Below are 22,174 nucleotides of genomic sequence, written 5' to 3'. Positions count from 1 at the left end.
CGCATGATAGGACAGGGTATGTGTTCAGCAACTATGCTGAATGGAAGTATGCATGAGCCGTATACGAGGTCCGTACGTACGGTTCTGTGAGAGGGATGGGGCGGTGACGCCTCACCCTACTCGATGGCGATTGGTTGGCGCTAGAATATGTGGCGGCGTTTAAGCTAATTTAACGGTTTCGGTTAGGTGCTCAGTAAACACTTTGGCGACAGCAGACAAGCGATTGTCTTTTGGATACAGAATATTAATGTCAGTAAAACCGGCACTGAGCTCAGGTAATACGTTGACTAATTGTTGGTTCTCTACAGCATCAACCGCAATGATTTTTGGCAGTAGAGTAATGCCAGCGCCACCTAAACAAAAATGGTAAAGGGAGTTGTAATCACTGCATATGACTTTGTAATTTGCGCTGATTTGCGCATGCTGAAACTGCCATTGGTGCTCTAAAATACCTTCGGCAGAACGATAACCCAGCAAGGAGTGATAGTGTAAATCATCAATGGTTTCAATCACCGATGATTTTTCTAAATACACGCTGCTTGCATACATTTTTCGCTCAAAAGTCATGAGCTTTTGTTTACTGATATTGTCGTTACTGACATCGCCGGTATTAATCATGCAGTCTAAATTTAAGCGTTTAATGTCTTGATGATGGCCAGGCACAATCATTATTTCTAACTGCACTTGCGGATAAGTATGGATGAAATGAGCAATGTGTCGGTCGATTAACTTATCAACAAACGGCTGTAAACCAACGGTCAACCTACCTTGAACGTCATCATGACGATGCTTAAATACATCTCCAGCATGGTTAAGTTGGTGAACCAATGGGGTTATTTGGGCTAAATAGCGTTTACCCGATGCGGTTAATGTCATCACTCGGGTGGTGCGGGTAAACAAAGGGGCGCCGAGTTGCTTTTCAAGATCGGCTATACGGCGGCTGACCAGTGCACGGCGAGTATTGAGCGATTGGGCCGCCTTAGAAAAGCTGCCTAATTTTGCCACGGCAATAAACAGCTCTAAATCTTTGATGTTCAATGTGTCAGCCTAAGTCAGTATATTCATTTGTATAGTAATTTTGGTGTCTGTCATTGTCAATTTAGTGCAATGCTGATGGCCGTCATAGGGGGTTTAGTTATTGATGTATCTGCGCAGTCAATGTGCAAATAGGCAAACTATTGCACGCCATTTATGGGCTAATTGATATATAATGCCTCGCAGATTTCTGGGAGGAAGAATGGACGTATCATCATTATTAGACGGCCTAAACGATAAGCAGCGTGAGGCAGTCGGCGCGCCACTTTCAAATATGTTGGTGTTAGCGGGTGCAGGCAGTGGCAAGACCCGTGTGTTAACCCACCGTATTGCGTGGTTAATGCAAGTGGAGCAACAAAGTCCGTATTCTATTTTAGCGGTGACTTTTACCAACAAAGCGGCTGCAGAAATGCGTGAACGTGTGGAAAAAGTGGTTGGTACTAACATGGGGCGGATGTGGATAGGTACTTTCCATGGCCTTGCTCACCGGTTATTGCGCACTCATTATCAAGATGCAAACTTACCGCAAAGCTTCCAGATTATCGATTCTGACGACCAGTTGCGTTTACTTAAACGTATTCTAAAAAGCCTTAATTTAGACGAAAAGCAATATCCTCCACGTCAGGCTCAAGGTTATATTAACGGTAAAAAAGACCAAGGTTTACGCCCTAAGCATATTGATGCGGGTGGCTTTCCGATTGAGCAAAATTTATTAAATATTTATAAGGTTTATCAAGAGTCTTGCGACCGTGCTGGTTTAGTCGACTTTGCCGAAATCTTATTACGCGCTCATGAGTTATGGCTTAATAAACCGCATTTGTTAGCCCATTATCAAGAACGCTTCCGTCATATTTTGGTGGACGAATTTCAAGACACTAACGCCATTCAATATGCATGGATCCGTGTATTAGCCGGTAATACTGCCAATGTGATGATTGTGGGTGATGATGACCAATCTATTTACGGCTGGCGTGGTGCACAAATTGAAAACTTGCACCGTTTTTTAAAAGATTTTCCCGGCGCATCGACAATCCGTTTAGAGCAAAATTACCGCTCAAGTGCCAATATTCTTAATGCATCTAACTCTTTAATTGCCAATAACCCTGACCGTTTAGGTAAAGAGTTATGGACCGAAGATAAAGATGGCGAACCTATTTCAGTTTATTGTGCTTTTAATGAAATGGACGAAGCTAAATTTATTGTTGCGCGCATTAGCGACTGGCAAGAAAAGGGCGGCAGCTTAAGCGAATGTGCGATTTTATACCGCTCAAATGCGCAGTCTCGTGTGTTAGAAGAAGCCTTTTTACATAAAGGCTTAGCTTATCGTATATACGGTGGTCTTCGCTTCTTCGAGCGCCAGGAAATCAAAGATGCCATGGGTTACATGCGTCTTATTAATAACAAAGATGATGATGCCGCATTTGAGCGTGTGGTTAACACGCCTGCCCGTGGTATTGGCGGCCGTACTCTCGATATTGTGCGCTCAACCGCCAGACAGAATCAGTTAACCTTATGGCAAGCCAGTGTGCGCTTGTTAGAAGAAAAAGTCCTTGCTGGCCGCGCTGCCAATGCCGTGAATGGCTTTTTAGAACTCATTATCTCAATGCGCACCGACACGGCCGATATGTTGTTGTATCGCATGGCTGATAGCGTCATTGAGCGCTCCGGTTTGCGGGCGATGTATGAAGCAGAAAAAGGTGAAAAAGCCCAGGCGCGAATTGAAAACTTAAATGAATTAGTCACCGCCGCACGTAGTTTTGAAATGCCAGAAGAGCTTGAAGACATGGGTGAGTTGAATGCCTTTTTGTCGCACGCGGCGCTAGAGGCAGGCGAAGGGCAAGCTGATGCCTTTACCGATGCGGTGCAGCTAATGACGTTGCATTCGGCCAAAGGCCTTGAGTTTCCTATGGTGTTTATGGCGGGTGTGGAAGAAGGCATTTTTCCGAGCAAAATGGCCCTTGATGAAGGCGATCGTTTAGATGAAGAACGCCGTCTTTGTTATGTCGGTATGACCCGCGCAATGCAGAAACTTTACATTAGTTATGCTGAATCTCGGCGCATTTATGGCCGTGAAGATTATGCCAGCCCGTCACGTTTTATTAATGAAATCCCTGAAAAGTACGTTGAGCAAATTCGCTTACGAGCCCAGGTTGCACCGTCAATAAGCCAACGTTTTCCTGCGCGTTCAAGCAGCGCATCTAATGCGCCAAGTGGGATCAACTCAACGGGTTACAAAGTGGGTTCAAAAGTGAAACACTTTAAGTTTGGCGAAGGGGTTGTGACTAACTTTGAAGGGGCTGGTGAAAAAGCCCGCGTACAAGTTAATTTTAGTGATTTTGGCAGTAAATGGTTGTTAGTGTCACTGGCTAAGTTAGAACGCTGTTAAGGAGTGAGTGTGCAATATCACGGAGAGACAACATCGATGTCATTATCTGACAAATTACGGGCCTACGCCCGATTAATGCGCATTGATAGGCCCATTGGCACACTACTTTTATTTTGGCCATGTTTAATGGCACTGGTGTTGGCTGCCCAAGGTATGCCTGATACCAGAGTGCTGATTATCTTTATTATTGGTGTGGTGATCATGCGCGCTAATGGCTGCATTATTAATGACTATGCAGATCGCAATTTAGATGCCCATGTTGAGCGTACTAATATGCGACCACTTGTGTCAGGTGAGGTCAGTACCAAAGAGGCATTAAGCTTATTTGTTGTGCTTGGTTTAGCGGCATTTAGTTTGGTGCTTTGGCTTAATATGCTGGTGGTACAGCTATCGGTTGTGGGCATTATCTTGACCATAATGTACCCGTTTATGAAACGGGTAACCAACATGCCACAAATGTTTTTGGGCATTGTATGGAGTTGGTCAATTCCGATGGCTTATGCCGCGCAACTTGGTGAAGTACCGGTTGAAGCCTGGTGGCTGTTTATGGCCAATTGGTGCTGGACTGTCGCGTACGACACCATGTATGCGATGGTTGATCGTGATGACGATTTAAAGGTGGGGATTAAGTCTACCGCGATTTTATTTGGCCGTTTTGATCGACAGATTATCGGCTTGTTTCAATTAGCGGCTTTAGGTTGTTTTGTGATGGCTGGGTTGATGGCTGAGCGTGGCGTGATTTACGCTTTAGGTATTGTGAGCTTTATTGGTTTTGCGGTATATCAGCAAAGGTTAATTTACCGCCGTGAACGTGCTCCTTGTTTTAAGGCATTTTTAAATAATAACTGGGCTGGGATGGTACTGTTTAGCGCACTGTCGCTAGATTATCTCGTTTAGTTCGTTACTGATATGGGCATGGATGCTTGAACATGATGAATACGCTATACCATTTTGTTGGCTTGTTGTGTTGTGGCTATTTATCACTTTATAGTTTGGTTGTTAATGCTGAAAACAGCCACAATGTACCATCACAACTTGCCAGTCAGTGGGCCGAAGTATATGCGTCAGCTGCTGTAGTTAATATTCCCCGCACCCAGCAATTTACTCTTAAAGATGACAGTCGTGACTATCAGTTGATGGTCAAATTACCTAAAAATTATCAGCAAAATAGCACGCACCATTACCCTGTTATCTACATGACAGATGGTATGTACAGTATGCAAGTGGTCTCTGGCGCAACGCGATTCCCCATGAATAGCAATGTGATGCATCAGGCGATTTTGGTCGCTATTGGCTATCAAAAGGGCAGTAAAGGGGCCTCGAGTCGTATTCGAGATTATACCCCAAGCCATGACTCTAGTTGGAAGCTCAACACGGGTGAGGCAAAGCGACATCTCCGTTTTATACGCGACACTGTCATGCCTTTTGTCGAACATCAATATCGAGTTGATACTCAACAAAATACCTTTATGGGGAATTCGCTCGGCGGGTTATTTGGTGCATATGTGTTACTGGAGCAACCTACATTATTTTCCAACTATGTGCTGGGCAGCCCTTCATTGTGGTTTGATAATAAGCACTTATTACAGCGATTTATTCAAAATTTTAACCAAATGCAAGCCTTGTCCGCTAAGGTCTTTATTGGTATTGGTGAATTAGAAAGACCGCCTTATACCCACAATAAGCATCAAATGGTGAGCGACGCGCAGGCATTTTATCAAACTCTTCATTCTCACCCCTCTGTTAACGCGGGTACATTGCAGCTAAAGCTGTTAGTTATCCCAGAAGCAGATCATTCAATGGCGTTTCCAACGACAGCGATTCACGGTTTGTCGTGGCTATTTAAACGTGCTGATTAACTTAAGCTAGGCGAGCTCATAGTTATCGGTCATTTCTTGTAACAACTTAGTATGTAACCTACCTCGTGGCAGGGCGGGTTTATTGTTATGTTAACAACTTGTTTAAATTTATATTGCCCCAATATCAATACGTAGCACAGAGTATTAATGTGATTAAAATAGCCCAAGGATGAGTATTGAATGAGAGCAACAATAAAGTACCGGTTAGTTTTTTTAGTCTTAATGATATTCAGTTTCGTGATAGGTGTTAACTGGACGCCAGAGACGTTAGCTAGCGATGCTGACAAGCGTGCTTTGTACCTTATTTCTGCGCTGTATTTTGTGCTACTGCCTTTGAGTTATTGGTATTGCATTATTAAAAAAGGTGCCCAAAAACTGTGGAAGTTAATTGTCATTTTTAGCTTAAGCAGTCTGGTTGCACGGCTGAGTTTTCCTACTGAAATTGCGCACTATTTTGAGTTTATTGCCTGGCTACGCTACCCCATCATTGCCGTGTTACTCATTATTGAATTGTATTTGATTGTGAGTGTCGTGCGTGGATTATTTAAGGTGCGCAAGCTTAAGGGCGACCCTCGAGTGGGCGCCGTTGAAACCTATCGTGAAGGCGATGATAAAAGTTTAACGATTGCGCTGATTATGGCGAGCGAAGCAACAAACTGGTTTTATGCTATTCCGTGGTTTTCACGCAATCATCCGCCTGCCATTGCCAACATTAACCTTAAGAGTGCCGCGCGCTGGCATGTGTGGTTGATGTTAACCGGCTGCATTGTTGCATCTTGTAGCAGTTATTTTTTATTGGTGTCGTGGAGCGAGTGGGTGGCGATTATTGTCTCGAGCATTATTGGCTACACCTTAATGTCTATGGTGGCTAACCACAGATTGTCGCGTTATTACTCGTTGTATTTAATGAGAGATAACTTAGTGATTAACAATTCTTTGTGGGGCTTTATGGTGATTAATCTTACTGGTATTGCCGAGGTCACAAATCAGCCGTTAGCCGAAATACATCAGGAGGATGCTAAGACGATAAGTATTGGTGGCGGGCAAAGTAACGTCACTATTAAGCTAAATCGCCCTGTTATTTACCATGGCGGTATGGGGCAGTTACCCGAACCGATGACAGTGATACATTTGAGTGTTGATGAGCCGCAGCAGTTAATGAATACGCTCAATAGCGCTAAATTATCGCAAGCGGCATAAAACCCATAAAACATGCGCATTATAAGCGCATGTTTTATGGGGTAAATGAGTTCTATTAATTTTGCACTAGGCTCGTTAAGTCTGCTGGGCGGTAATAAACCGACTTTAACACTTTGCCCTGGCGAACCACTTTACCCCCCATGTCGACATCTTTAGCGCACTTAGCGATGATAAACTCGCCTTTTTTGCTGCCAACAATTTCAACACCTTGTTGGGCGTAATGGGCTATGGTTTCATCAAGTTCTTGCTCATTGCGGCACACTTTACTCATGTTGCTTGAGTGGACTTCATCCCAACATTTAATGAAATCGATTTCGCGGTTTTTAGCTACGTTTAATAGTAAATCGATAAGATAGCTGATCTCGATACGATCGCTCACCTGAGCGGCACCTAGGTGCACTAGGCGACCCATTAAGACATAGACAGAGTCTACGATTGCATCTGCTTGTTCAATACGCGAATCCGCTTCTGCCAACTCAGTCATTTCTTCAATAATTAATGAGGTGTGCAGGGTGTCGGCCTGATCATCAAGGCTTGTTGAATCGTTAACGGGTAAATCAAAGGTGCTGCGAAACTCAAAGATATCGCGGTATAGGTGGTTAAAAATAGGTTGGGTTAATTGGCTGAGTTTCATCGGGCTACCTTAATCGTAAAAATGTCTAAAAATAATAAATTGAATGCGATAAAAAAACCGACAAGGTTGCCGGTTTTTTATGGGCGTCATGAGCGGTTACAGACGCTCAAGACTTATTTAATAAATGCGAAAGCATCGCCGTATAAGTGGGCTTCTTCAACACCAAGTTCGCGAAAGAGTTCGCGTGCAGCGCCTACCATGTCAAAACGGCCTGCGATGTAAATGTCGTAACCATTTAGGCTGATAAAATCATGCTTAATCTGTTCAAGCAGGTTAGCTTGTTTACCTTGCCAGGTATCGCTGACTTCTTCGATGGTTGGGATAAACTCTAGCCATTCGTTTTCTGTATGCCATTTACGGGCAATTTCTTGATAGTACATGGCATCTTCATTGCGGCAACCCCAATAAAACTTGGTATTGACGGTTTCACCGTTAGCTATTTGCTGCTCAACAATGCTTTTAATGTATGAAAAGCCCGTGCCGCCGGCAATTAAAATGCGTGGTCTGTGGCTGTCGCTACGTAAATATGCGTCACCAGCTGGGGCTTCAATGTCGATATGCGTCGAGGTTTTTAGACGCTCTACTACTTGCATTGGGTAGCTTTCGCTTACTGCCGCGCCAATGTGTAATTCTATTAATGCAGCATTAGGTGCAGAAGCAATAGAAAAAGGACGTTTGTCTTTTTCACCCATGACCACACTCAAGTATTGGCCAGCCTTAAAGTCAAAGGCGGTTTCTGGTTTTAACAATACTTGGTAAACCGCGTCATTAAACGGGGTGACTTTTTCAATCTGACAACGAATGGTTTTCATCTAACGTCCTTTATGCCCTTTTTTAAATATCTTCAATCACTTCATTATAGCTAATCGCCTCTGAGGGGGATCACTTTGGCTATAATGTAGGTATGTCGTCTATGCCGAGATCATCCCAAATTTGATCCACTTTTTGTTTCACTTCAGGGTCCATCACAATTGGTGTGCCCCATTCGCGGGTGGTTTCACCTGGCCATTTGTTTGTAGCATCTAAGCCCATTTTTGACCCTAAGCCTGCCACTGGCGAGGCAAAGTCGAGATAATCAATTGGGGTATTATCAACCAGCATGGTATCGCGGGTTGGGTCCATACGAGTCGTAATGGCCCAAATGACATCCTGCCAATCACGGCAATTGACATCTTCGTCAACAATGACAATAAACTTAGTGTACATAAATTGGCGTAAGAAAGACCACGCGCCCATCATGACCCGTTTGGCATGTCCTGGGTATTGTTTGCGAATGGATATGATTGCCATGCGATACGAACAGCCTTCTGGCGGTAAGTAAAAGTCGACAATCTCAGGGTATTGCTTACGCAAAATCGGCACAAACACTTCGTTTAATGCAACACCCAACATGGCAGGTTCATCAGGTGGACGGCCGGTATAGGTACTGTGATAAATGGCATCTTTACGGTGAGTGATATGGGTTACCGTAAATACTGGGAATGAGTCGGTTTCGTTATAATAACCAGTGTGATCGCCATATGGGCCTTCTTCCGCGGTTTCATCCGGGTCGATATAGCCTTCTAAAATGATTTCGCTGGTGGCTGGCACTTCTAAATCGCAGCTAATGGCTTTACAAACTTCGGTGCGCTCGCCGCGCAGTAAACCTGCAAAGGCGTATTCGCTCATTGAGTCTGGTACAGGGGTTACGGCACCTAAAATAGTGACAGGGTCACTGCCTAATGCCACTACCACTGGATAACGTTCGCCAGGATGTTGTTGCTTAAAGTCTTTAAAGTCTAACGCGCCGCCACGGTGATCTAACCAGCGCATAATGAGTTTGTTTTTACCTAATAATTGCTGACGATAAATCCCCAAATTTTGACGTTTTTGGCGTGGGCCTTTGGTAATGGTTAAGCCCCAGGTGACCAATGGCGCAACATCTCCAGGCCAGCAATGTTGGATAGGTAAAGTTGTGAGATCTACTTCATCTCCGGTTTTAACCACTTGCTGACAAGGCGGATTGCGTACCGTTTTTGGCGGCATATTTAATGCCTGCTTAAACATCGGGATTTTAGCAATCGCGTCTTTAAACCCACTTGGTGGTTCAGGCTCTTTTAAAAATGCTAATAACTCGCCCACTTCACGCAGTGCAATGGGGTCGTCTTTACCTAATGCCATGGCAACACGTTTTGGGGTGCCAAATAGGTTGGCCAATACCGGCATGGTGTGATTGGTTGGGTTTTCGAATAACAGCGCGGGACCGCCCGATCGTAAAACACGATCAGCAATTTCAGTCATTTCTAAATAAGGGTCAACAGGGTGACTAATGCGCTTGAGTTCACCATTGGCTTCTAAATGCTCGATGAAGCTGCGTAAATCCTTAAAACTCATGGTTACCGCCTGAATATCAAATCCAACATGGCGCGCACTATAGCATTTTTCTAATATAGGGTTAAGCAAAATGGTGGATATCGACTTTATCTAGACTTAGCGTAAAATAACTTATATAGATGCGCTTGTGAGAGGTGAGTGATGAACATAAACAATTCCCGAGTATTACTGAGCACTGCTGTTGCCTGTGCTTGTTTGTGTGTCTGTGCCATTTTACCTGTACAGGCTAAAGCACCGCTGAATGATGAACGACTTAATCGTGAGTCTCACTCAATGGGAGGGCAGCATCATCGCCCTAATCATCAATCTCACACTCGATACAATCCTTGGCGCTGGGGACTGGGTTGGAACAATTACGGTTGGGGCCCAAGTATTGGTATTAGTTGGCGTAATGGCATTAATAGCCACTTTAATTACGGTTGGGGTATCAATAATTATCGTGGTGTTTACCCATACAGTGCAATAAGCCTGATACCAAGTACTCAATATCGCACGATTGAGCAGCCTGTTTCGGTTAATGCTGCGCCGCAGCAAACTACAACATACACTGAAGTGAGCAGTGGCTTGAGTCGCTTACCTGAAAACGCCAAAGTGATTCAAACCGACAATGGCACGGTTTACGAATGGCAAGGGGTTGAATATTATTTTGATTGGAATACGCAAACTTACGAGGTTGCTAAAATCGTGACTCCGTGATCGCCTGCGTAGTAGCAATAGTCGAGGTTATGATTAGCTTTGGCTTGATACATTGCGGTGTCTGCGGCGCTAATAAGCTCGCGGCTACTGAGTCCATTTTTGGGTAATATACTAACACCAATGCTCGCTCCTACTGCCAGTGTATGATCTGCAATCTTGATGGGTTTTTGAATCGCCTTTAATAGCTGCTCAATTTTTTGATCGATATTAATCGGCTCAGTGATTAAATCGAGCCATACTACAAATTCATCTCCACCAAGCCTGCCGGCTATATCCGTTGACCTGAGGTTTTTTATTAAGCGTTGCGCGATAGTGACGATGACTTCATCACCAATGCTGTGGCCTAGTGAGTCATTAATTTGCTTAAATTTATTGAGATCGATAAACAATAAAGCGGCTTGATCATCTGAGCGTAAGTCTCTGGCAATGGCACTGTCGATTTTTTTTATAAAGGCGCGGCGATTATATATGCCGGTTAATTCATCATGCTCCGCTAAGAAAATAAGCCGCTCTTGTTGTTCAATCAGTTTGTGGGTTTGGCGGTCAACCTCTTGTTTAAGGCTGTCTTTTTTTACAGTGATTTGAGTGAGTGATTGTTTCATTAAATTAAAGTTGTGGGCCAGTGCAGACAGCTCATCGGCATCGCTAAATACAATGCGGCTGGTTAAATCACCCGAGGCAAGAGCTTCCATGCCGCTATTTAACGAAGCTAAACCTTTTTTGAAACGGGTTAAGGTCATAAATGACCATACAGTGACTAACAATGCGAGTATGAATAATATGGCTCCGACTAACCATAATAGGGTTTGTTGTTTGGTTTTGGCCTGGGTGACTGAGAATTGATGTAAACGGAACATTTCTTCGGTCATCTCTTCAATGACCATACTGTATTTGGCTTTAAATAAACGTTCTGCTGCCAGTGTGATTGGTTGAGCGGCTTGCGGATTATGGTAATTATTTTGGGTATTAATTAAGGTTCTCACATTGGTATTAAGCCGATTAATATTCTGAATAATGAGCTTTTGCTGTGGATCCCAATCAATGTTTTGCGACAACTCAGCGGCTAATTCAGCTTGTCGATTGTTTAGCTCAGTCAATCCTTGTTCATCTGTGTATTCTTGATACAGCCAAAGTTGACTGCGCAAACTGTCAATACTGAGTTGCAGTTTCATTGAGTAGTTTAATTGACGATAAATTTGTTGTTGATAATTATGTACCTGCACTAGCGACAGTCCAACAACAAAGGTCAGTATTGAGCAGAGCATCGCGGTGAGTTTAAGGCGCTTAGATAACATCATAACTTACCAGCCAGCCTCTTGGTTTGTATAGGTTTCAAGAAGTTTTCTATCAAATATGAGTCTAAAATCGACACGGTTTTCACGCGGAACTAATTGATTGTCTATTGCCCACTGGCTTTGAGTTTGAATATTGGAAAACAGAGCATTACTCAGTGACAATCTAAAAGTATAGTCGCTCCATGAGTATTGTAATTGTTGGGCGTCTACTTCGAGAATTTGGCTCATATTCTGTTGCGCTTGTTTGGGAGATTTATTGAGAAATTCAGTGGCTTGATTAATGGCTTTGAGTAATGCCAATTTTTGATCTTTTTCAATATGAGAATCTTTTAGGCCAATAAGATTAAATGATAAATGGTACAAACCACGACTGTTAATGATTTCGGGCGAGCGCGACATTTGTGTAGAGAGTAAGTAACTCAGTGGCTCCCAGGCCGAAATAATATCCACTTTGTCATTTAATAATGCGGGTAAAAGTTGGTCTGATTTTAAATAGACGCGTTGGATTGGCTGTTGAGTTTTATTGTACATAATTAATAAACTGTCTAAGAAAAACTCACTCGAACTGCCTTTAATTATCCCAATGCGAGCATTAGCTAGATTATCTAGGTGCTTATATTTTTGCGGATTAAGACTGAGTAACTTGACGTCATTATCTGATTCAACAAAGCTTGCAATTACAGAAAAGTCGGTGCGTTTAAAGCTATTAAACATCACAACAGTTTCTGACGAGGTGGCAAAGTCTGCCTCACGATTAACCATGGCGTCAAAACATTTTACGCCACCGTCAAACCTGATTAATTCAACGTTTACATTATTCTGGTCAAAATAACCTTGCTGTTGTGCAATAAATAATGGCGCCGATAACGGCGTGTTTGATACGGCTATTTTTATTGGTTTTTGCAATGCTTTTGATGTGAATGCATTGTTTGAAGGCTCACAACTGGTTAAGCAGGCTATGATGCTCAGCATAAACAATATGTATATAAACCTCGTAAGCAGTGTCGTCATTAAATACAGTTTATTAGGGGACAGTAAGTTAAGTGTAGTGAGTGTATATAATTTTGAGATAAATATTGTGAATATTTCAACTTTATCCGTACTCTGTGTATTAACTGTAAATCAAAAGTATTAACACAAATGTGAGGTGGTTGATTTTTGAACAGCTTTTAATGGCAAGGTGGTTGTGTTTAAGGCCTGTTGATCTTTGCTGGTTGAATTTTGTTCGAGTAAAACGTTTTAGCTGAATCCTCCGGGCAGCGATTGTTGACCATTTTTACTGCCTTATCGACTTTTTATGTAGAATCACTTCACCTCAAAGCCTCCGCCGCGCAGTTGTATTTGTGAGTAATGGCTAACAATTCGCTGCAAAAACAACGTTGAAAGATCAACAGGCTCTCACTTAATTCATTGATCAATATGCTTAATTAATAAAGGGTAGAGTTCATTAAGGATCACTTCTGCTTGCTGATAATTTAATATTTTCATCTCAGACTCAAGCGCCAAGTATTGCTCAGGTGCGATGACATTAAGAGTCGGTGCTATTTTGAGTAAAGTAGTCGAAGCATTCATATTAAAGATATTCACTTCTTCTGTTAATTTCTGAAATGTGGCTAAAAATTCTTCGGTTACTTTTAGGGTGGATTCAGCCTGCAGCATGGGGGCTTTTTGCGGCAATTTGCTTTGCAGCAGTAACAAATCCTTGGCAATAGGAAGCGCCATATTAGCCTGTTGAACGAACTCGTTAATCATCTCTTTTTTATTAAATTGCTCGCCCGTTTTAATCATGCTTTCTTGTTGGCTTACAAACTGAGCTAGGGCATTAAAGCCTAAGGTTGCCGCAGAGCTTTTTAAGGTATGGAACATGATTTTTAGCTCAGGATCACCTTTAACTGTTAATGCCTCGGTTGCTGTGTATTCAATAAGGTCATTGATAAATAACGCTAGCGCTTTGGCGTAGATGGTTTTGTTGTCGCTGAGACGAGTGAGGGCTTTAGCAAAATCAATATGATGTTTGTGGCAAAATGACATAATCATGGTTTTGGGGGGCATCGGCGTTTCAGTTGTTACTGCGTGTTTAGACGTTAACTGAGCTAAAGGGGTTATTGTTGAGTTTGTTTGCGCTGTTGTGGTGACTGGCATGCCTGGCGCTGCGATTAATTCAAGACCACTGAGCGATTCAGTGCTGCTTGGCTGCGCCTCTGAACGGTCATCTTGGGTAACCTTTTGTTGTACTTCAATAAAAATGTATTCAGTATTGTCGCTGCTTAATATGTTGGCTGAAATATGCACAGATAGAATGTCTTTTTGTACGGTAATGAGCTGACACTCGAAACCATGATGATGACTGTTCAACAGTTGGAGTTTAGTGTCTTCCCATGTTTGTGCAGTATTTGGCATGAGCAAGTTGTTGATATGCTGACAAAGCATCTCGTTAGCACTGTATCCTAATGCGCTATTGGCATATGGATTACTACGGACAATCACCCCATCTAGGGTTAACCAAAGCAAAATATTATGGGAGTGTTCAACTGCTGCGCTGATTAAGTTAAGTTGTTTTCGTAAGGCATTCTTTTCGGTTAAATCTTCTGCAACAAAAACAAACTCTGTGGTGCCTAAGCGACGTTGTTTCATCGCAGAAACATGTAAATTAACCTGTTTGTAGTCGCCGTATTTTTGCTTTAATCGACATGTAAAAGAGAAGTGTTGCTGTTGCTGTAATTGTTGCTCTATATAGTTGATTAGATTGTTATCTTTACCATCAATTAGTCGCGTGGGGTCGTTTTTTTGTGTATCTGATGGTAAGTCGCTTTTTGTTTGAGCGACCCCAGTCATGAGTTTGGTTAAGTTTTTTCCTAGTATTTCTTCTGCATTATAACGAAGTTGTTGCTCCGCACCGCTGCTGAAAAAAGTAATCGTCCCCGTTGAATCAGTCGCAATAATAGCCACTTTGCTGCTATTGAGAATATTTTGCTGAAATAAGTTTGCCTGTTCTATTTCGATGGTGTTTTCATCAACTTTGGTTTTAAGCTCAGTATTGTGTTGTTGTAATTGAGTTTGTAAGGCTTTGAATTCAGACACGTCGTTGATGGTGAAGCTGGCACCTAAAAATAGGTTGTCTTTGAGTAAAGGCGTAATCGTTAGTACCAATGAGCGCGCTTCAGTGTCGCCATGAACTTGATGAGAAAACTGAATGTTATTGACGCGCTCGCCTCGAGCGACTTTTTTAAAATAGGCAATCAAAACATCGGTGCTAATACTATCACTTAGGTAATTAATGATAGGCTGCTTTTCTGAAACTGATTTTTGCAGGTTAAAAATAGTGGCTGCAGATTGATTCCAGTTAAGGATGGTAAAAGTACTGTCCACACCGATTAAGCATTCTGATGAGTTTTCAATAAACGAAAACAGCGATATCTTTTGCCTTACACTATCCATACTTCGAGTGATATAGCGCAAAAACATGTGTAGGATAATAATGAGCAGCACAGTACTACTCAGGGTGATAGCGAATACTTGTTGCGGGTTCGGTAAATGCAGTGTTGCGATCCACTGCTGCGACGGTGTTAGTTTTACAGCCCATTGACGGCCATAAATTTCAATGATGTTCTCAACGGCGTGGTTATCATCAAATACGAGTTGTTCATTAGTATTGTTACGGCTGTTTGAAGTAAAAAACGGCACTTTGTCTGTTGGGCCGATGTCACTAATGGTCAGTTTTAAATTACTTTGTTGGTCGGTTAAGGTTTTTAAAATGTCGTTAATCAGTAGTGGCGTATAAACCCAGCCTAATAGTTCCGCTGATGACGTTTTCGAAATGTTTTTCGCGTCGAATAAGGGCAGCAATAAAAGAAAACCATGATTTATTTCATTGTCTACTTGCACTAAGGTAATTGGAGCCGTCAGTACTGCAGCATTGGCCACCGCTGAAGACAATGCCGCTCTGCGGCGATTAGGCTCAGAACCGATATCTAGCCCTAAAGATTCAATGTTAGGTTGTTCTGGTTCAATGTATTTAACAATAAAAAGTGGGTCTTGAGAGGTACTAAGCTGTTTTAAGGTAAAGGCTTGCTGACGATCTTGACTCGCCTGCTGCAAGAATGCATTTAATTGCGCTTTTGGCGTAACACTTATCACTCCAAACCCACGTGCACCTGGAAATTCTCTTGGATAATCTCGGCTGTGAAAGTAAGCTAAATTTTTCTGATAATTAAAATGCTCAAAGCCTGTCGTATTGATGGCGCCTCTTAATCCTTGTAAACCGTATTCAAATTTTTGTATCCGCTGTTTAACCTCTTGGCTTAGTTGTTTACTTTGCTGAGTTAAATTTAATTTAATCAGTGCGCCGTTCTGTATTTCAATGTTGTTTTTAAGAATGACAGCAATGAATAATCCTGTTAATAAGAGTATTATTGACGTAAAGTTTGCCCATTTATAGCTTTTGATTTGCGTTTGTTTTGTTAAACGATTAAACATTCTGCTACCTATAATGAACTTTCGCTGTATAAAAGTGCTTACACAGCTAAACTTAGTTAACCTAACTGTTTTTTAGTGGTTAATTCAATGTAAAAATCAGTAAAGTGAAAAAGCCTGCACCATATGTTCTGTGTAAATGGATGTTGTTTTAAGAAAAAGGAGTTACCGCATCATGTTGTTATCGGGTTACACAAATACCGTATATCGTATTTTAATTATTGACGATGATATTCAAAATATATTTGTTTTAGAAGATATTTTATCTCCTCTTGGCAATATATATTTTTCAGAATCGGGCAGTAATGCATTTGCGTTAATCGATAAAATCAAACCCGACGTCATTCTACTTGATATCGAAATGCCCGATATGGATGGCTGGCAAGTCTGTCGCGCTCTTAAAGCAGATCCTCGTTACAGTGATATCCCCATTATTTTTATTACAGGCCATACAGAGCCTGAGTTTGAACGTTTGGCACTCGAAAGTGGCGGTGTAGACTTTATTACCAAACCGTTTAACGCTTCTATTTGTTGCTTACGTGTGCATACGCAACTTCAATTTAGGCAGCAAAATCATCTTATTGTTAAAGCGAAAGAAGAATTACAACAATTAGTCAATCAAGTCCCTATGCTGATCACTTATTGGGACTCTTCGGGCAATAACTTATTCAGTAATGATTACTCTGGCGCTTGGTTTGAAACGTTAATCGGGCATATCGATGGCCAGCATATTTCGACTATTTTCCCACCTGAATTAAGCGCAGCAGTACTGAGACACCAAAAACAAACCACCTCTGAACCGCTGAAGTATATCGTCACAGTAAAAAATCAGCTTGGTACGAGCTTTTACGAAGTCTTTCAGTCAAAAATGAAATCGGCGGCGGGTATTGATGGTTACTTAGTCACGCTGGTAGATGTGTCTGAGGTAAAGCATGCCAAACAGGCTTTGTACTCAGAGAAAGAGCGCTTACGCGTCACGCTTAACTCAATTGGCGATGCGGTTATTGCCACCGATACCAGAGGGTTAATCACTTTTATGAATCCGATTGCTGAGCGTATGACGGGCTGGTGGATTAAGGATGCATTGCATCAAAAAATTGAAACCGTTATGCAATTGCGTGACTCTAATACACGCCACACACTGCTTAACCCTTTGTACATTGCATTGAGAGAGCAGCGTATTGTTGCTATGGCGTTAAATAGCCAGTTAACCGCCCGAGGTGGACAAGTTTTTGCTGTTGAAGATTCGGCAGCACCTATTCGTAATGAAAATGGCGAAGTCATTGGTGCCATTATGGTGTTTCATGATGTCAGTGAAGCAATGGCAATGGCGATGAAAATGAGTCACCTTGCAAACCATGACCAATTAACGGATTTACCTAACCGTATTTTATTGCAAGACCGATTAAGTGTCGCCTGTTCAGCGGCTGAGTCATTTGGCAATAAAGCTGCGGCGCTATTGGTGGATATTGACCATTTTAAATATTTAAATGATTCGCTTGGACATCAGCTGGGTGATGAAATGATTTGTTTAATGGCGCAGCGACTGCGTTCGTTAATTCCACCCTCTTACACGTTAGCAAGACTGGGAGGCGATGAGTTTGTTATTTTAATGAGCGATGCACATTCTGTTGAAGCGTCGTCGGTACTTGCCACAAAATTAGTAGAAGCAATGCATGAACCTTTTGTTTTGGCAGGACAAAAATTCAGTGTGTCTATCAGTATCGGGATCAGTGTATTTCCTAATGACGCTAACGATGCTGAAGAGTTGATGCGTCATGCTGATGTGGCGATGTATCGTGCTAAGCAAGAAGGCCGAAATCGCTTTAGTTTTTTTTCTCATGATTTAGAGAGTTCAATTCGCGAACGTCATCAACTAGAGACTTGTTTGCGAAATGCCATTATTCATGATGAGTTATTTGTGCATTACCAGCCCAAAATAAATTTAGCCACCAATGAAATTATTGGAGCAGAAGCCCTTGTTAGACTGACCGATAGCGAAGGGGTCTTTATCTCACCCAATGAGTTTATTCCTTTGGCGGAGGAAACCGGCTTAATCATTAAACTGGGTAAACAGGTGTTATACAAAGCTTGCCAAGAGGCTAAGTCCTGGTTAGATATGGGCTTAAATATTCCTATTTCGGTCAATGTGGCAGTGGCACAATTTGCAGACCCTCATTTTGCCAATATTATTGAAAAAGCGCTCCATGATTACCAATTACCTGCTGAGTTACTTGAGTTAGAAATCACTGAGACAGCGTTGATGATTGATGCGGCTGACATGCAAACTAAGTTGTATCAACTTAAGTCTTTAGGAATAAAGATTTCTATTGATGATTTTGGCACTGGCTATTCTAGTTTGGCTTATTTGAAAAAGTTTAATGTCGATGTCATGAAAATCGATATGTCTTTTGTTAAGGACATGTTAAACAATAAGCATGATTATGAAATTGTAAAAACCATAATTTCCCTTGGGCAGTCTATGGGGTTAGCGCTGATTGCCGAAGGTGTGGAAACTAACGAACAGCGGCAAGCGTTGCTTGAACTCAATTGCTTAATGGGACAAGGGTATTTGTTTAGTCGCCCGCTCAGTGCTATCGACTTTAATGCCTTTATTTTACAGCATAAGGCTTAGTTGAGTTTAAGGGGATCTATGATCAAACAATGGTTGAATAGTGATAATAAGGCCAGATATAAAACCTTGTCTTATTTGGGCTATTTTGCCATTGGTTGTTGCTGCTTACTTTTCTTTCTGGTCTATTCAACTTTTGCCAAGCAAACCATTATTGAGAGTAATAAAAAAACCTTAGTACAATTGAGCCACACCGCGGCGCAAGAAATGGGTAAGGTGTTTACTGATTACGCTAATAAAATCTTGTTTTTACACGCTACCCCTTCTGTTAATGGCCTAAGCCGTGCGCTGCAACATGATGGCATTGATCCTATTGATGCTACCACTCGTCAGCAATGGCAGGGTCGACTGCAAGACATGTTCAGTGCTTTTGTTCAAACCAACCCTGAAGTACGTCAAGTTCGCTTTATTAGTCGTTTAAATAATGGCCGAGAGGTTGTGAGGGTGGAGCGCCGTAACGACAAGATTGTTGTCATAACAGATAGCTTGTTACAAGAGAAAGGCAACAGCGAATATTATTCTACCATTTCCGCCCTTAAATCGAATGAAGAGTATATTTCAGATATTAGTTTAAACCGAGAATATGGGGAGATTGAAACCCCTATTTGGCCAACGTTTAGAGTGGCAAAACCTTTTTATGACCCACAAGGTGAATATTTCGGTTTTGTTATTGTAAACATTGATGCCAGCTTTTTATTAGATCAATTACAACGAGATTTTAAGCATTCGTTATTTGAATTAGCCATTTTAAATTCGAGTGGCTATTTTATTATCGCCCCCGATCCTGCACTCAACTTTGGCTTTGATTTAAACATTCCAGACTCAACATGGCAGTCACAAACACATCAAGCATCTTTGCCGGTAGGCGGTAAAATTTTACAAGTGAGCTTGGGCGAGCAACCGTTTTGGGCCATCGGCAAAACATTCTTTTTATCATCGCATGAAGATCGTCAATTAGTCTTAATTGGTTTGCTTCCAGCTCAGGCTGTTGATGCGCTATGGGTACAACAACGTAATATGATGATGTTACTTATGCTGGTGATTTTTTCAGTGCTGGTGGCCGTTGTGCTGATATATCAAAAATACCTTACTAAAATAATGGTGCTCTATGATAACCAGTCATTATATCAGGCGATCATTGCAGGCTCGTCTGATGCGATTGTCAGTATTGATCGCCAAGGGATGATTTTGAGCTGGAATGAATCGGCTACCTTTTTATTTGGTTTATCTGAACAAGATGCTCTAAATACTAACTTATTGGCAGTATTAGATGAGGTTAGTGAACAAAAAGTGCTAGACAGCGCATTAATTACCGCAGTATTTGATGCTAAAGAACATATGGTTGTGACATTAGAATCGCGGTCCCATGGTGCTCAAAATAAAGTATTGTCTGTTAATTTGTCGCCTGTAATCGCGGTGAACAATAAAAATATGAGCAGTATTTCAGCCATTATTCGAGATGTAACTGACTCGCGAAGAGGTGAAACTAAAATCCTGCAAATGAATGAGTCCCTAGAGCAACAGGTGATTCAACGTACCCAAGAGTTAGAAACTGCGACGACAGAGGCCATTTCTGCTAACCAATTAAAAAGTGAATTTGTTGCCAATATTAGCCATGAGATCCGCACGCCGCTAAATGGGATCGGGGGCATGGTTGAATTACTTAAACGTGAATACCTATCAGAGAAGCAATTAGGCTATTTAGCCATGGCTAAAAATAGCATTGCGACGTTAACGGTATTAATTAATGATCTGTTAGATCTGTCGAAAATTGAATCTGGCAATTTACAAGTCGAGTTAGACGCATTCGATTTGCTCGAAAATGTCTGTGGTGTCATTAATATGATGTCCATTAGAGCTGAAGAGAAAGGTCTTATTTTATTACTTGATAATGTCGAGCTAACTCATCGTAAAATAATCAGTGACCCTTATCGTATTAAACAAGTGTTAGTGAATTTGATTGGCAATGCGATTAAGTTTTCAACCGAAGGTTATATCATCGTTAAGGTCGGTACACGCGCAGATGAGTCAGATAATATCAATGTGGAGTTTTCAATTACCGATAATGGTATTGGCATTTCGCAAGCACAGCAGAAAAAGCTTTTTAAGCCCTTTATTCAAGCGAATGGTTCGATAACTCGCGACTTTGGTGGTACAGGCTTAGGTTTGTCTATTTCTAAGCAGCTGGTGACGTTATTAGGTGGTGATATTGGTGTGAGTAGTGTGCTTGATAATGGGAGCACATTCATTTTTAATATTGTGGCTAAGTATAATCGCGATACCAGCTTAAAGCCGTTAAATAATCCATTTAAAGATAAGCTGGTGCTGATATTTATTGACGATCACTTAACGGCGAATATCATGCAAAAGCATTGTGAGTCGTGGTCTGCTGAGGTGACACTAATTAACTCGTATGAAGAGTTGGCTGCACAACCAAACTCTCCATGTGCCGATGTTGTGATTATTGATAATCATTTAGCGGTCAACGAAACCCAGCAGTGGTTAACACGCTACCAAGCTGAAAGCGGCTCCTTATTAGTCATGATGAGTCGAGATGAATTGGGTGTCGCAGTGCCTGAAAATACTCATTGCAAGCATCTTATTGCACCTGTGCTACCACTGCAGCTTATTGATGCATATTCGAAATTGATTAATATTCATACCGACAGAACAGATGCAAAACTCGCTTATGCGAGTCTTACACGAGCAACTAGCGATAAAAAATACACCGTACTTGTTGTTGATGATAACCAAATTAATCGTATCGTGGCTGAGGGGTTATTAGAAGAGTTACCCGTGACTGTTTATACTGCTAATAATGGTCAGGAGGCAATTAACTTTCTCAATAATATTGAGCACAAAAGCCAGTTACAATTGGTGTTAATGGATGGCCAAATGCCAATATTAGACGGTTACAAGGCGACTGAGTTAATTAGGCGCGGTGAGGCTGGTGAAATAATGGCTGAAGTGACCATTATTGCGATGACCGCCGATGCCATGGAAGGTGACCGTGAGGCTTGCCTTAACGTGGGAATGGATGATTTTATTTCTAAACCTATTGATAAAGGCGCTTTTTTACACAAAGTCATGTACTGGTTAGAGCAAACTGATCCAGAAGTTTCATCCCTAAGTTAATGGCTGTATGGGTATCAATCCGTAGTAGAATCTGCTCCTTTAGCGAAAGTTATCAGTGCGGTATTTTCGGCAGCCTTTTGATGGCCTATTAGAGAGCATGTGTGCTTGACAACTTCTATCTCCAGCATGCTGTAGTCATACTTTAAGAAAGCCGAACAAAGAAGACCACATTGATAAATTTGCCCGTCGGGGCCGTGTTACGACCCCCATTACCGTTTTAAATGCCTTTGATGCAGATGACTACACCAGCAGTTATTTTCATTGTACTGGGTCTAGGCCCTCTAGTGACAAAGCCTAAAATAGATCACATTCTATAAGGGGCGGTATAAGTTATACCAATCCGCATTGAATTGTGATCTAATGTGCTCATCATTTCTAAATCATTTTATTCTTTGAAAAACTACACAGCTTTTGAACTCGTTAAATTATCAAAGTCAGAAAAAGATGCTCGTATGC

At 41.8% G+C, this 22,174-nt stretch carries 14 protein-coding genes; 7 read left to right on the top strand and 7 right to left on the bottom strand.

Going from position 1 to position 22,174, the window contains the following annotated elements:
- Nucleotides 1-159: 159 nt before the first annotated feature.
- Nucleotides 160-1,038, bottom strand: a complete 879-nt coding sequence (locus tag IEY48_RS18485) for a LysR family transcriptional regulator (RefSeq protein ID WP_188922964.1) — start codon at nucleotides 1,036-1,038, stop codon at nucleotides 160-162.
- A gap of 199 nt (nucleotides 1,039-1,237) precedes the next feature.
- Here IEY48_RS18485 and uvrD point away from each other — a divergent pair, with 199 nt between their 5' ends.
- The 4 genes from uvrD to IEY48_RS18465 all read left to right on the top strand — a co-directional run bounded on the left by uvrD (nucleotide 1,238) and on the right by IEY48_RS18465 (nucleotide 6,480).
- Nucleotides 1,238-3,421 (top strand): DNA helicase II, encoded by a 2,184-nt coding sequence (gene uvrD, locus IEY48_RS18480; protein ID WP_188922962.1) that lies wholly within the window; start codon nucleotides 1,238-1,240, stop codon nucleotides 3,419-3,421.
- Nucleotides 3,422-3,457: 36 nt separating this feature from the next.
- On the top strand, nucleotides 3,458-4,318 hold the full coding sequence (gene ubiA, locus IEY48_RS18475) for a 4-hydroxybenzoate octaprenyltransferase (protein WP_188922966.1): 861 nt from the start codon (nucleotides 3,458-3,460) through the stop codon (nucleotides 4,316-4,318).
- Nucleotides 4,319-4,350: 32 nt separating this feature from the next.
- Entirely contained in the window at nucleotides 4,351-5,280 is a 930-nt protein-coding gene (locus IEY48_RS18470) for an alpha/beta hydrolase (protein ID WP_188922960.1), read from the top strand.
- Nucleotides 5,281-5,460: 180 nt separating this feature from the next.
- Complete coding sequence (locus IEY48_RS18465; protein ID WP_188922958.1) at nucleotides 5,461-6,480, top strand: hypothetical protein; 1,020 nt, start codon at nucleotides 5,461-5,463, stop codon at nucleotides 6,478-6,480.
- A 55-nt stretch (nucleotides 6,481-6,535) separates the two neighbouring features.
- On the opposite strand, the gene IEY48_RS18460 is transcribed toward IEY48_RS18465, so the two are convergent.
- From IEY48_RS18460 to ubiD, 3 genes are all read right to left on the bottom strand, one after another.
- Nucleotides 6,536-7,114, bottom strand: coding sequence for a nucleoside triphosphate pyrophosphohydrolase family protein (locus IEY48_RS18460; RefSeq protein WP_188922956.1), 579 nt, complete (start codon nucleotides 7,112-7,114; stop codon nucleotides 6,536-6,538).
- A 113-nt stretch (nucleotides 7,115-7,227) separates the two neighbouring features.
- Complete coding sequence (gene fre, locus IEY48_RS18455; RefSeq protein WP_188922954.1) at nucleotides 7,228-7,926, bottom strand: NAD(P)H-flavin reductase; 699 nt, start codon at nucleotides 7,924-7,926, stop codon at nucleotides 7,228-7,230.
- Between the two features lie 79 nt (nucleotides 7,927-8,005).
- Nucleotides 8,006-9,487 carry a 4-hydroxy-3-polyprenylbenzoate decarboxylase gene (ubiD, locus tag IEY48_RS18450; protein ID WP_188922952.1) on the bottom strand — a complete coding sequence of 494 codons (1,482 nt, stop codon included), beginning with the start codon at nucleotides 9,485-9,487 and terminating at the stop codon, nucleotides 8,006-8,008.
- Nucleotides 9,488-9,628: 141 nt separating this feature from the next.
- Here ubiD and IEY48_RS18445 point away from each other — a divergent pair, with 141 nt between their 5' ends.
- Nucleotides 9,629-10,183, top strand: coding sequence for a hypothetical protein (locus IEY48_RS18445; RefSeq protein ID WP_188922950.1), 555 nt, complete (start codon nucleotides 9,629-9,631; stop codon nucleotides 10,181-10,183).
- Here the strand turns inward: IEY48_RS18445 and IEY48_RS18440 are convergent.
- From IEY48_RS18440 to IEY48_RS18430, 3 genes are all read right to left on the bottom strand, one after another.
- On the bottom strand, nucleotides 10,153-11,481 hold the full coding sequence (locus IEY48_RS18440) for a diguanylate cyclase domain-containing protein (RefSeq protein ID WP_188922948.1): 1,329 nt from the start codon (nucleotides 11,479-11,481) through the stop codon (nucleotides 10,153-10,155). The two genes, IEY48_RS18445 and IEY48_RS18440, sit on opposite strands and share 31 nt — an antisense overlap.
- 3 nt (nucleotides 11,482-11,484) lie before the next feature.
- Nucleotides 11,485-12,450, bottom strand: a complete 966-nt coding sequence (locus tag IEY48_RS18435) for an ABC transporter substrate-binding protein (protein WP_188922939.1) — start codon at nucleotides 12,448-12,450, stop codon at nucleotides 11,485-11,487.
- 435 nt (nucleotides 12,451-12,885) lie between these two features.
- Nucleotides 12,886-15,954: a CHASE domain-containing protein gene (locus IEY48_RS18430; RefSeq protein ID WP_188922937.1), complete on the bottom strand. Its 3,069-nt coding sequence runs from the start codon at nucleotides 15,952-15,954 to the stop codon at nucleotides 12,886-12,888.
- Nucleotides 15,955-16,126: 172 nt separating this feature from the next.
- On the opposite strand from IEY48_RS18430, the gene IEY48_RS18425 reads away from it, so the two are divergent.
- Complete coding sequence (locus tag IEY48_RS18425; protein WP_188922935.1) at nucleotides 16,127-18,586, top strand: EAL domain-containing protein; 2,460 nt, start codon at nucleotides 16,127-16,129, stop codon at nucleotides 18,584-18,586.
- A gap of 18 nt (nucleotides 18,587-18,604) precedes the next feature.
- Nucleotides 18,605-21,718, top strand: a complete 3,114-nt coding sequence (locus tag IEY48_RS18420; RefSeq protein WP_188922933.1) for an ATP-binding protein — start codon at nucleotides 18,605-18,607, stop codon at nucleotides 21,716-21,718.
- Nucleotides 21,719-22,174 lie beyond the last annotated feature (456 nt).

The sequence above is a fragment of the Shewanella saliphila genome, assembly GCF_014648295.1.
Taxonomy (GTDB): Bacteria; Pseudomonadota; Gammaproteobacteria; order Enterobacterales; family Shewanellaceae; genus Shewanella; species Shewanella saliphila.
This window is presented reverse-complemented; position numbering and strand designations above follow the sequence as displayed.

Coding starts and splice junctions, on each gene's coding strand:
- uvrD (WP_188922962.1), top strand. CDS start 1,238: ATGGACGTATCATCATTATTAGACGGCCTAAACGATAAGCAGCGTGAG.
- ubiA (WP_188922966.1), top strand. CDS start 3,458: ATGTCATTATCTGACAAATTACGGGCCTACGCCCGATTAATGCGCATT.
- IEY48_RS18470 (WP_188922960.1), top strand. CDS start 4,351: ATGATGAATACGCTATACCATTTTGTTGGCTTGTTGTGTTGTGGCTAT.
- IEY48_RS18465 (WP_188922958.1), top strand. CDS start 5,461: ATGAGAGCAACAATAAAGTACCGGTTAGTTTTTTTAGTCTTAATGATA.
- IEY48_RS18460 (WP_188922956.1), bottom strand. CDS start 7,114: ATGAAACTCAGCCAATTAACCCAACCTATTTTTAACCACCTATACCGC.
- fre (WP_188922954.1), bottom strand. CDS start 7,926: ATGAAAACCATTCGTTGTCAGATTGAAAAAGTCACCCCGTTTAATGAC.
- ubiD (WP_188922952.1), bottom strand. CDS start 9,487: ATGAGTTTTAAGGATTTACGCAGCTTCATCGAGCATTTAGAAGCCAAT.
- IEY48_RS18445 (WP_188922950.1), top strand. CDS start 9,629: ATGAACATAAACAATTCCCGAGTATTACTGAGCACTGCTGTTGCCTGT.
- IEY48_RS18440 (WP_188922948.1), bottom strand. CDS start 11,481: ATGATGTTATCTAAGCGCCTTAAACTCACCGCGATGCTCTGCTCAATA.
- IEY48_RS18435 (WP_188922939.1), bottom strand. CDS start 12,450: ATGCTGAGCATCATAGCCTGCTTAACCAGTTGTGAGCCTTCAAACAAT.
- IEY48_RS18430 (WP_188922937.1), bottom strand. CDS start 15,954: ATGTTTAATCGTTTAACAAAACAAACGCAAATCAAAAGCTATAAATGG.
- IEY48_RS18425 (WP_188922935.1), top strand. CDS start 16,127: ATGTTGTTATCGGGTTACACAAATACCGTATATCGTATTTTAATTATT.
- IEY48_RS18420 (WP_188922933.1), top strand. CDS start 18,605: ATGATCAAACAATGGTTGAATAGTGATAATAAGGCCAGATATAAAACC.